Source organism: Acinetobacter sp. BIGb0102 (assembly GCF_003815055.1).
GTDB lineage: Bacteria > Pseudomonadota > Gammaproteobacteria > Pseudomonadales > Moraxellaceae > Acinetobacter > Acinetobacter vivianii.
The window spans coordinates 456,443-468,875 of sequence record NZ_RKQE01000010.1 but is presented as its reverse complement, the minus strand read 5'-3'; the positions used below and the strand labels follow the sequence as shown (position 1 = coordinate 468,875).

Genomic DNA, 12,433 nt, shown 5'->3' with positions numbered 1-12,433 from the left:
ACATGGGACAATTACATCCAGTTTTAGCAAATACACATGTGATTCAAAATACTTTTCAAGCCTGGCAACAACCACAATCTGATCAGGCCAAACACGTTGAACAACGTGTCATCAAGCAATTATTACAAGCCCTGATTTTCGAAGAAATTATTGCGGCTGATCATGATGGTGAAAACTTTATTGTTCAGGTACAGGATCGCCAACAGCAAGCGGTTCATTATATTGCCAAAGGGCAACGCCAATACAGTTATAAGTTGGTACGTCTGGCACGTGATCAGGATGTGCTCCGTCAGGATGCTGAAGGTAACCTGCAACCGGCTCGTCTGAATCAGGTTATTGATGAAATCCTGCGCTCGATTGCCGACGCGACCAAAGTTGAAGATTTTATTTTTGAATTAAAGCGGACTTATATTCACGACCTGCAATCACAAGTCTGTTTTGAAAACTACGCCTTGCCAGCAATTCAATATCCATACGATATTCTGGAATCTTATTTGATGGATGGGCATCCATATCATCCTTGTTATAAATCGCGTGTCGGCTTTAGTCTGCAAGACAATGTCCGTTATGGGGTGGAATTTGCCCAGCCGATGGCTTTGGTCTGGTTGGCTATACATCAGAAGCTTGTTGCAGAAAACCATTCGAGTCATATTGAAACAGAAGCATTTTTTAAAGAACAACTCAATGCACAGGATTTGATCCAGTTTCAGCAACAACTGGACAAGCAAACTCAAAACGCCGCTGAATATGTCTGGATTCCCGTTCATCCTTGGCAATGGGAAAATCACTTGATTTCGATTTTTGCAGAAGAAATTGCAGATCAGGACATTATTTATTTAGGTCATAGCCAAGACCGTTATCTGGCACAGCAGTCCTTGCGTACAGTCACCAATTTACAGCACCCAGAAAAACCCTATATCAAGCTATCAATGAGTTTGACCAATACTTCTAGTTCGCGGGTATTGGCAAAACATACGGTCATGAACGGGCCGATTATTACCGACTGGTTGCAACGCCTGATTGATCAAAGTGAAACTGCTCAACAACTTGATTTTGCGGTATTGCGTGAGGTGTATGGTCTGAGCGTTGATTTTACCCGTTTGCCTGCTTCGCATGCGCAGCAGGCTTATGGCACGATCGGATGCTTATGGCGTGAAAGTGTCCATCAATATTTACGTGAAGGTGAAGATGCGATTCCACTGAATGGGGTAAGCCATATTCAAAAAGATGGTCAGGCCCTGATTGCGCCGTGGTTACAACACTATGGAGTTGAACAATGGACACGTCAACTGTTGAAAGTGGTCATTACCCCATTGATTCATTTGCTGTTTGCCGAAGGCATCGCGACTGAATCGCATGGGCAGAATATTATTCTGGTGCATCAACAAGGTTGGCCAACCCGTGTATTGCTTAAAGATTTCCATGACGGCGTACGTTACAGTCCAGCACATCTGGCTCATCCAGAGCTGGCGCCTGAACTGGATCAGTTGCCGCCTGAACATGCCAAAACCAATAGCATGTCTTTTATCTTGACGGATGATCTGGATGGGATTCGAGACTTTAGCTGTGCCTGCCTGTTCTTTGTGGCTTTGACTGATATTGCGATTTTCCTCAATCAGACTTATTCAGTTGCAGAACAGGATTTCTGGCAATGGGCTGCAGAAGTCATTCAGGAATATCAACAACAACATCCTGAACATCATCAGCGCTATCAAATTTTTGATGTTTTTGCGGAAAAGTTACGTATTGAGTCATTGACCAAACGCCGTTTGTTTGGTGATGGTCGTATTCAGATCAAGTTTGTTGATAACCCATTGGCGCCGTTTAAAGCGCAGGGGAAGTGAGATTATTTATGAATGCACTTCAACCTGTCTATCAACTGACGGACAGAACCATTTTACAAGACTTTGTAAATGCCTTACTGGTAGAGGCACTGATTCCTGAGCACTCTGTTGTGAATTCTTCAACAGCACAGGCCAAGCTGGATGGATTCGGTTTTGACTTGAAACAGCAATTTAACAACATGCTTGAGCAGCAGTACTTTGTACTGTTGCCTGAGCAACATTCACAATATGTTGTTATTTTTCCAGTCCAGCAAGGTATTGCACAACCGTGGTCTTTTGCGGCCGAGTCGGGAATTGTGCGAGTTGAAACAAGCAATCAGCAAACACAAATCCACTCGATTGAATTATTTGAGCTGTTTGAATGTCTGCAACAGATTGGGTTATTTCAACACTGTCAGGCCGACAAGCTTCAAATCTTTTCAGAGCAAATCCAGAAATGTTTGCAGCAATATCGTCTGCTACAACAGCATCAAGTCAATGCCCATGATCTGATTCATCAAAGCTCAGCACAGGTGTTCCGCATTTTAGAGCAATATGCGGGTTATCGGGATCGTCCTTATCATCCTTTATCCAAGTTAAAGGAAGGATTGAGTCAGCAAGAGTATATGCAATATTGTCCTGAATTTGCTCAAGAACTGAGTATTCATTGGGTTGCGGTGCATAAAGATAAAATGATGTTTGGTGCAGGTGTTGAGGATATTTTTAGGCAACAACCTAGCCAGATTTTCATTAATCGTGCTGAACGCTACCAATTGAAACAGGAAATGTTCCAGCGCGGATTGAGTGAAACGCATATCGCCATGCCTGTGCATCCGTGGCAATTCCAGCATTTATTTCAGCAATTCTTTGCGGAAGATATCGCGGCGGGAATTTGTCAGCCCTTGAATTTTGTTTCAAAAGGCATGTATGCCAGTGCCTCGATGCGCAGTCTTTTGTCTAAGGAAATTCCACAAGAAAGCCTAAAATTGCCGATTGGCATTAAGGCGCTGGGTTCATTGCGTTTTCTTCCGATCGTGAAAATGATCAATGGAGAAAAAAACCAGAAGTTGTTACGCCAAGCCCAGCAAAAAGATCCTATTTTGCAGCAAAAATTATGGTTATGTGAGGAAACACAATGGTGGTCTTACTTACCCGAAAAACAACAGGATCGAAGTGCGGACAATGAATGGCTATTTGTAGAGAAGCCAACCCATCTGGCAGCCCAACGACGCCATATTCCAGTTGAATTATTGCAGCAGCCTTATCAACTGATTCCGATGGCCAGTCTAGGACATACCATTTCAGGTCAACCTGCGGTTTTTGACTATATTTTACAGCTTCAACAGCTACAGAATGATACTGCACAGGTTTTGGATCAGTTTGCCAAATTATGTGCATGTTTCTTTGAGGTGAATTTACGTCTGTTCCGTTTGGGGCTGATGGGAGAAATTCATGGACAAAACCTATGTCTGGTGCTTAAGAATGGTCAATTTGATGGTCTGATGTTTAGAGATCATGATTCACTGCGTATTTATTTGCCGTGGGTGCTGCAAAATGGTCTGGATGATCCAGATTATTTAAGCCCGCATGATTTCAGAAATACGCTTTATCATGATTCAGCCGAGGCTTTACTGTTTTATATCCAGACCCTAGGAATTCAGGTCAATTTAGGTTGTATTGTCGAAACGCTGGCAAGATATTACCAGATCCCAACAGATCAACTGTGGCAAGTACTGGCTGAACAATTACAACACGTTCTGGAAAAACTGGACTTTCAGCCTGAAATTCAAACTCAGTTACAAGCCTTACTGTTTGAGTCACCCAACTGGCCTTATAAACAGCTAATTCGACCTTTGCTAGAACAGGATACCCGTATTGGCAGCATGCCGTCAGGAATCGGGGAAACCCAAAATCCACTTTGGCATGTTTTAGCTCAATCTGTGTAAATTGCAATGAATATGTGTGGCCATTTTCAAGCAGAGTTGGAAACTTCTTGTTCAGTGCTGCAACAGCATCTGAAACTGGAAATATATGGTTCCAACCAGCAGGCAATCACGCTGGCAGATATATTCGATGACTCGATTTGTCGGCAGGTGCTACAGGATTTTGCGACACGTATTCATGCGAAGAGTCAGAGATGTGCCACTTCACTTTTTATTAAATATTGGGCCACGCTGTGGATGCTGCCTTTTTTGTACTGTCAGGCGGCATCGCTTCCTTTTGTAAAATGGCAACCTTCGATCTTTATCGTAGAGCTACCTGAAACATGGAACTGGGAAAGACGACTGCAACTAGCTGATTCGGCAATGTATTCTTTTCAGGTGATGTCTCTAAAAGAAATTGACGTCATATTGCTACAGTTCAATGAACTATTGCAGCAGATTGCCCGCGTTGGGCGCGTTTCTTATGCATTACTTTGGGAAAATGTCGCTGTGCGTGTGGTGCAGTTTTATCATGCTTTGGCTCAGCAAAATCTAAGCAAAGACATGCATACCCGACTCCAACAGCAACGACAGTTGCTAAAAGCAAAATCGGCAAAAAGTTTTAACTTGCAGGAAAACCCTTTTTTAAAGCTGTGGAATAATTGGCATCCCGAATTCAATACCTATATGCGACAAAAGTGCTGCTTCTATTTTCAACTAGAGGAAGCAGGACAGGAGCTGTGTCGAAATTGCCCATTACAGCTAAAAAAATCAACAGAGATAAAATCATGAGTCAAGTTATCCAGTCAGAATTGCTGGTCGAAGCCTATAAAAAAATTGCAACCTCGACCATTGGTCATCTCTTGGATTTAGGGCATGTCCCACAGATTTTCCCCATGTCACCTGAGCAACAATTGGTCGGTCTGGTTAGAACTGTTCGGCTGCAATCAAAGAATGCCAGTCAGTTACGACAGGTGTTGCTCAGTTGCCAACCCAATGAAGTATTGCTCATCGACGCTAGATATGATTTGCAACGTGCATGTTGGGGCGAGCAGAGAAGTGTTGCCGCGATTCATTGCGGTTTGGCGGGAGTCGTGGTGCTAGGAGCAGTTACCGATCGACAGGCTTTACTTAAACTCAAATTGCCTATTTTTGCTCAGTCAGTCAGTTGTTTAACCACACGAAATGAAGGCGAAAGCCGCGTCGAAATGGATATTGGCATTGAATTGAACCAGTTTACAGTGCAATCAGGTGATCTGCTGATTGGTGATGCAGATGGTGTTTTTATCTTAAAACCAGAGACCGCCCATGACTATCTGGAACAGTTCCAGCAGCTCGAACAAGCGGAAAAATTGAAAAAAGACGATTTTTTTAAACAGCAGCGTCGAGATGAATACTATTTTTAATAAAAATCATTCTCATTAAAAATTAAATTTAGTATGATGGCCTGCCTTTTGGATATTTTTTGAGTGATATAAGGGCTCTGGAGAAAGAGAAAATGAAAGTCAATAATGAGTTTAGGGCAAAACAAGTACTGTTTAAAATGACGCCATGCTGCCTTGCGGTACTGGCAATGTTCGCTCAACATGTTTATGCAGAAGAAACTGTTTCAGCAAATGCGGCTGTAACGGCAGAGCCTACGCAGAAACCTGTTGCACAATTAGAGAAAATTGTGGTGACAGCGACGCGTACACCAAAAAATATTGCAGAAATTGCAGGGACTGTGCAGACCATTGACCGTAATCAAATTGCACAGCAAGCAACCGCGGGGCGTAAGGTTGCGGATGTTTTGGCGCAACTGGTTCCGTCATTGGCACCAAGCAGTGGAACGACCAGTAACTATGGTCAGACCATGCGGGGCCGAAATGTACTGGTTATGATTGATGGGGTATCACAAACGGGTTCGCGTGATGTATCACGTCAGCTCAATAGCATTAGCCCAGGTATGATTGAGCGTATTGAGATTATATCTGGCGCAACCAGTATTTATGGTTCTGGTGCGACAGGTGGCATTATCAATATCATTACCAAACGTGCTGATACGTCAAAACCACTCAGCTTTGAAAGTAAAGTCGGTATCACATCTTCAGACACCTTCCGTGGGGACGGATTGGCTTATGAAGTTGGACAATCGGTTTCATTTAGTCAGGGAAATGTCGATGGTTTCCTTGGGGCGAACTTTACCAGTCGCGGTTCGCAGTTTGATGGTGACGGCGATCGTATTTCTCTAAGTCCTTGGCAAGGCAGTACCATGGACAGCGATACGATTGATGTCAATGGTCGTTTGAACTTCAATCTCACAGATCAACAAAGTCTGAGCTTTGGTGCGCAATACTATAAAGATAAGCAAGATACAGATTACGGCCCAGATTATTCATATTTACCGACTACAGCAACAAGTAATGATATGGGGACGCCAAGCTATAAAGCCGTTAAAGGTTTGAAGCTGAGCAATCCATTATTTACTGAACGCTATGCAGTGAATTCGCAATACCAAAATCAAGATTTCTTAGGCCAGATATTGAATGTGGAAGCCTATTATCGTAATGAAAAATCAAGATTTTTCCCTTATGGTTTAACCACTAAAACAGTCAAAACTGTAAACCAGTCGCAATCTGAAATCGAAGTTGCAGGTTTACGTTCAACCATGCAATCTGACTTTAATATTGCAGACCGAGATCTGAAATTAACCTATGGTCTTGATTATGATTGGGAAAAAGACAAGCAATATATTGATATTCTCGCAACTGAATACCCTTATTTAGTCTACACACCGACAGGCCAGCGTAAAGGCTATGGGCCAAACACTGAAATCCAGAATATTGGTGCTTTTGCTCAGGGCGATTATGCCATTAATGATCAGTTGAATATTCAGGCGGGTGTTCGCTATCAATATATCCAAGCGGATACTGATGCCTATATTCCGAGTCGTGAATCAACCATGGTACCTGCGGGTTCAACCCATGATGATAAACCCCTGTTTAATTTAGGGGCTGTATATAAGCTGAATGATGCACAGCAAGTCTATGCGAACTTTTCACAAGGTTTCAGCTTCCCAGATGTGCAGCGCATGCTTCGTGATGTATCGACTTTTACGGTTTCAACCTCGAACTTGCAACCGATTACTGTAAACAGCTATGAATTGGGCTGGCGTTTAAATCAGGATGATGGTTTGAACCTTGGTTTAACAGGTTTCTATAATACTTCTGATAAAACTGTTCAGTTTAATAACCGAGCAGCTCAGATTGTAGATACCGACCAACGTGTCTATGGTGCGGAAGCAACGGCCAGTTATCCATTTATGGATCATTACAAGGTTGGTGGTACTTTAGGCTATACCCGTGGTCAATATAAAGACGCTGCAAACCAATGGCATGAGCTCAATTCACTTGCTGTCGCACCAGTAAAAGGTACCTTATTTGCTGAGTGGGAAAATGATGAAGGCTATGGTCTTCGCGTACAGATGCAGGCAATTAAAGGGACCAATAAAGCCTATAATGATGATCGTGACTTAGCTGCGCGTGCCAACGCTAGTCAGGATGCTGAATTTAAAGCGGCTGTGAAAGCAGATGCCAATACCGCTGCAAAAATTAAAGGTTATGCAACTATGGATGTGTTAGGGCATGTTCCAGCTTGGAAAGGTCGTGTAGATTTTGGTGTATATAATGTTTGGGGACTTCAATACGAGACAGTATTTGCTCAGCAAGCAGCCGTTTCAAATGGTAACCCATTATTGGCGATCCCTGCGGAAGGTCGTACCTATGGTTTAAGTTATACCATTAGCTATTAATTAAAACAGAGGAAGAAATGTCTGTGAAGATGCAGATATTTCTTCATTTTTATGCTGGATTTTACAGGCTAAGGCAATACGGATGAGCCCCTCAGAAAAACAAGAAACCTTTCAGTTAAGCTATCGCAGAGTATTTTTTATCTGTTTGGCGGCTTATTGTTATAGTTCCTGGCTCAGTTTGGTTTTGGCGGATTGGTTACCTTTTGCTAAAGCTGAAAATGTCTATTTCGCCGTCTTTCTGAGTTTCATCTTTTTTATCTTTTACGTGATATTGACCAGTGCAATTATCTCTAAACGCTGGTTCTGGATCATCCATGGCTTAGGCGTGTTATTACTGGCTGGCTACGGGCTCATGCATAAGTGGGGGATGAGTTAAGATGAACTTTCGTCAAATTCAGGCCATTCTGCATAGCTGGTTTGGCATTATTGTCTTATGGATCATCTTCTTTATTTTCTTAACAGGATCGATTGCGTATTTCCGTACTGAAATTAATGTCTGGGCGCAACCCGAGGCGATGAGTCAAATTCAAACGCTACCAACTGCCCAAACCTCAGCTCAAACCGCGTTTAATTATTTAAACCAGCACGCCGCAGATGCAAAAAGATGGCGTGTGACGGTTGCAAATGAACGCATGCCAGTCAATTTGCTGCAATGGCAGGATCAGACAGGAAAACATCAACAATTACAGAATCCCATGACAGGGGAATTGCTTAATCCTGCACGACAGACTCTGGCAGGTGATTTCTTTTTTAAATTGCATTACACCCTCTATCCACTCCCTGGCAAGATTGGTAGTTTCATCGTTGCCATTGTTGCCCTGATCTTATTAATCAGTTTGATTACAGGTGTGATCACGCATAAAAAGATCATTAAAGAGTTTTTTGTATTTCGTTCCTTTAAAGGCCAGCGTTCCTTGCTCGATCTGCATCATATAACGGGAGTGATTACATTTCCTTTTTATCTGGTGATGGCTTTTACAGGACTACTGATTTTATTTTATCTGGTGTTGCCGTGGGGACTATCCAAGCATTATGCCCAAGACGGTATACCCCAATTTTATAATGAGATGCAGTTTCTAAAGATGGCAAAACCGCAACCATCCTCATCTCAGAGCAATATGCAGCCATTGGAACGCTTTATTCAACAATTACCAGCGCAGGCACAAACAGGCGCAATACTCGATAAATTTGAAGTACAAAAACCGAATACACCAGATGCGATGATCACCTTTGACTATAATTATAAAAATATTATTACCTTAAATACCCCACAATATATTTTTGCTGCCAATACCGCCGAGCAGCTGGATCAACCTCGAAATTTAAGCGCAATTGCCCAATTGGCTTCATCTTCTTATGGTATTCATCTGGGCTATTTTGCCTCTTACTGGATGCGTTTGGTCTTGTCTATCATGGGAATTATTGGATGTGTGATGTTGGCCGCAGGGGCGTTGCTCTGGCAGAAAAAACGTATTAAAGCGCAACATCGTTTCAGCTATAAACTGGTACAGCATCTCAACTTTTTTACTTTTCTCGGGTTACCTTTTGCCTGTGCTGGTTATTTATTGGCAGGGCGTCTGTTACCTTCAGCATTCGAGCCAAGAACTACTTATGAAGTTTCGGCCTTTTACCTCACTTGGCTATTAAGTTTACTGATCAGTTTGACACTGAATATCCGAGCAGCTGTATTGCTATTACTGGCAAGTACCGCTTTGATTTTATTCCTCATTCCATTGAGTAGTTTTGTTGTGGTGCCTGAGGCATCTTTGTGGCAGAGCATCATCCATTCGCGCTGGTCATTGGCTGGGGTGGATTTGGCACTGCTATCGATTGGGATGCTTTATCTCGGCGTAATTCATTTTTATCTGAATAAGTTCAAGCTTGCAGGAGCTTTAAAATGAGTCTTGCAGCATTATTCTGGGCCTTCGTCGCATTTATACAAGCTTGCATGATCAGCCAATATGGACAGAAACAACTACAATATACTTGGCTAAATGCTACTTGGAAAAAGCTTTTATCTTTTTCTGGCCTAATATTTTTAGCATTCTCTTTTGTGTTGAATTATCTGTATGAAGGCAGCTCAGTTGGTCCACTGAGCTGGTTATTTGTCATCTTGCCAGCGGCCTTCTTTTTACAAGTGCTTGGTTTTTATCTGTTTAGAAAATATTTTATACAGATCTGGTGGAGCGCAATGTTAGCCGCACTTATCTTTACTTTGGTTGGTGGATTAAATTCATAAGGCATTTGACGGCTGTTTGCTGTTTAGTGATCTTTGCCAGATGCAGTTCATTAACAAAAAACAAGAAAAAGAACGCTTTTTGCCTTAATAAAATTGATTATCATTATCATCTAATATTAAAGGCAAGGAATATCTTAATGCTTACACTGTCACAAAAACTCCCTGATTATTTTGAGTATTATGAAGATGGGACACAATATTATGTCCGCCAAGTCCAATATCCTCAGGATATTCCTTTATTGCATCAATGGATGCATGAACCACACGTAATTCCCCAATGGCAACTGAATAAGTCTGAACTTGAACTACAAGTTTATTTCGACAAAATGCTGGCCGATGACCATCAACGTTTAATGATTGTGGGTGTTGATGGCAAGGATGTGGGATATACCGAAATTTATGAAGGGAAACGTGATCGCTTAGGGCGTTATTACGACGGTGATGAGCACGATCTTGGCTGGCATTTGCTTTTTGGAGATAAATCCGTTTTTGGTAAAGGTTTTTTAAGACCGACCATCCGTTTATTGAGTTTTTATATTTTTGAGAATTCTGAAGCGAAAAAAATTGTAGGGGAGCCAGACCATACTGTAAAACCTTATGCAGCAGTGGTGGCAGATCTGTGCTATGAGAGCCAGCGTTTAATTCCAATGCCTGAAAAAACGGCGATGTTGTATTACTGTTTTAGAGAAACATTTTACGACAAATTTGGCGAATATTATGCTGCTTCACAACAGCAATCTACCCAGCAGCTATCTCAAGATTTAAGCCTGACTTAAACTGAATTTAAGATTTAGATTGAAGATAAGCCTCAACTTGTGTTGAGGTTTTTTTATATATAAAACATCATTTTAAAAATAAATAATATATTTATATGTAAAATTTAAAAAGGGTTTTTGATTAACAAAACAACATATTGTTATTTGCTTAATTTACGAATATCATAAATCGATTACGAATAAAGTAATTATGGATTGCAAAATTATATGTAAAGCAACATGGAGAAGGAATCACCATGAAAGAAGTTGCATTAAATGATTTAATCGACCAGCAGCGCGTTGGGCGTTATCAAAAATTTATTCTATTTACCTGCTTATTGCTGATGATCATGGATGGCTATGATATTCAGGCAATGGCTTATGCCGCGCCGATGATTATAGAAGCGTGGGGTGTCGAAAAAACCATGTTAGGCGTGGTGTTTAGCGCCAGTTTATTTGGATTGTTTGTTGGTTCATTTGTTTTAAGTTCACTGTCTGATCGGTTTGGTCGACGTCCAATCTTATTGATCTCAACGTTGATATTTTCTGTACTGATGTTGTGGACACCGCATGTCGCTAATATTGAACAACTCGCTGTTATACGTTTTATCACGGGAATTTTCTTAGGCGGTATCATGCCGAATGCCATGGCCTATAGCTCTGAAATTGTACCCAACAAATATCGTATTTTGACCATGATGGTGATTTCTTGTGGTTATACAGTCGGTGCCATGCTGGGGGGAGGAATTTCTGCATTACTTACGCCCATAGGCGGATGGCAGGCAATTTTTTATTTTGGTGGCATTATTCCTCTGATCATTTTCTTTATTATGCTGTTTAAACTACCAGAGTCATTGTATTTCTTAGGCGAACACAAAAAGAATGAGAAAACGATTCTATTCTGGCTGAAGAAATTTTATCCAGCATTGGAACTCAACACAGCAACTCAAATCATTGGCAATATCGGCCCTAAAATCAAAAAGTCACCATTGGAGTTATTTAAAAATAAGCGAGCTTTTTTTACCTACTCGATCTGGGTGATTAGTATCTTAAATATGATCAGTCTGTATTTTCTTGCCAACTGGTTACCGACCTTATCGAAAGAGTCCGGCCTGTCTTTGAATCAGGCGCTGATGATTGGTTCAACGCTACAGTTGGGCGGTACGATTGGCAGTATCGTGATGGGTTTAAAAATTGACAAGATTGGTTTTTATAAGGTTTTAGTTCCTGTTTTTATGGTGGCTGCTGTTAGTGTTGCCTTGATTGGATATTCGGTCAGTCATATTACCTTGTTATTTGTGGTTATCTTTATTGCGGGCTTTGCGATTGTTGGTGGGCAACCTGCTATTAATGCACTCTCTGCAAGTTATTATCCAGTTTCATTGCGTACAACGGGCGTGGGCTGGAGTATTGGGATTGCCCGTTTGGGTTCAGTGATTGGGCCATTATTCGGTGGATATCTGGCTAAATCTTTGATCATTACCCATTTATTTGTGATTGCAGCCATTCCATCTCTATGTGTGATTTTTATGTTGCTGGTGCAGGCCAAATATAGAGTAGATATTTAAATTTCAAGGCCGCGTTCTGCGGCTTTTTATTTGCTACTTCGTCCTATTACCGAGACGGGAATTCGGTTTTATCTTCATAAATAGTTAAAAAATATTCTATTTTTCTACTTTATTTGTCTATTTTCTGCTTAATTATAAGTCGGGTTTATTCTATATCATCAAAGTTGTTGACTAAAAAACAATCATTGTTTTGTTGGGGATGCAAGTAATCTTTACAAATTTAGTCAACTATAAGCTGAAAAAAACAACTTAAGGTTATTTTTTAATCAAATTTATTTCATTTATTTACAGTCTAAATTTTGTCATGATTTTTTAGTTAATCTAATAAGCGTAATA

10 protein-coding genes are annotated in these 12,433 nt (G+C 41.2%); all 10 read left to right on the top strand.

Annotation, left to right across the window (positions count from 1 at the left end):
• The first annotated feature begins 2 nt into the window (after positions 1-2).
• On the top strand, positions 3-1,844 hold the full coding sequence (locus EC846_RS04925) for an IucA/IucC family protein (protein ID WP_123774402.1): 1,842 nt from the start codon (positions 3-5) through the stop codon (positions 1,842-1,844).
• A gap of 8 nt (positions 1,845-1,852) precedes the next feature.
• Positions 1,853-3,769 (top strand): IucA/IucC family protein, encoded by a 1,917-nt coding sequence (locus EC846_RS04920; RefSeq protein ID WP_123774401.1) that lies wholly within the window; start codon positions 1,853-1,855, stop codon positions 3,767-3,769.
• A 6-nt stretch (positions 3,770-3,775) separates the two neighbouring features.
• On the top strand, positions 3,776-4,537 hold the full coding sequence (locus EC846_RS04915) for a (2Fe-2S)-binding protein (RefSeq protein ID WP_123774400.1): 762 nt from the start codon (positions 3,776-3,778) through the stop codon (positions 4,535-4,537).
• Positions 4,534-5,151 (top strand): RraA family protein, encoded by a 618-nt coding sequence (locus EC846_RS04910; RefSeq protein WP_123774399.1) that lies wholly within the window; start codon positions 4,534-4,536, stop codon positions 5,149-5,151. Before EC846_RS04915 ends, EC846_RS04910 begins: the two co-directional genes overlap by 4 nt.
• A 92-nt stretch (positions 5,152-5,243) precedes the next feature.
• A complete protein-coding gene (locus EC846_RS04905) occupies positions 5,244-7,535 on the top strand; it encodes a TonB-dependent receptor (RefSeq protein WP_123774398.1) in 2,292 nt (763 codons plus the stop codon).
• Between the two features lie 82 nt (positions 7,536-7,617).
• Positions 7,618-7,911, top strand: coding sequence for a hypothetical protein (locus EC846_RS04900; protein ID WP_123774397.1), 294 nt, complete (start codon positions 7,618-7,620; stop codon positions 7,909-7,911).
• A 1-nt stretch (position 7,912) separates the two neighbouring features.
• On the top strand, positions 7,913-9,436 hold the full coding sequence (locus tag EC846_RS04895) for a PepSY-associated TM helix domain-containing protein (protein WP_123774396.1): 1,524 nt from the start codon (positions 7,913-7,915) through the stop codon (positions 9,434-9,436).
• Entirely contained in the window at positions 9,433-9,774 is a 342-nt protein-coding gene (locus tag EC846_RS04890) for a hypothetical protein (RefSeq protein WP_123774395.1), read from the top strand. The genes EC846_RS04895 and EC846_RS04890 overlap by 4 nt, the downstream gene beginning before the upstream one ends.
• Before the next feature lie 137 nt (positions 9,775-9,911).
• Complete coding sequence (locus EC846_RS04885) at positions 9,912-10,550, top strand: GNAT family N-acetyltransferase (protein ID WP_123774394.1); 639 nt, start codon at positions 9,912-9,914, stop codon at positions 10,548-10,550.
• Positions 10,551-10,786: 236 nt separating this feature from the next.
• Positions 10,787-12,097 carry an MFS transporter gene (locus EC846_RS04880; RefSeq protein WP_123774393.1) on the top strand — a complete coding sequence of 437 codons (1,311 nt, stop codon included), beginning with the start codon at positions 10,787-10,789 and terminating at the stop codon, positions 12,095-12,097.
• Positions 12,098-12,433 lie beyond the last annotated feature (336 nt).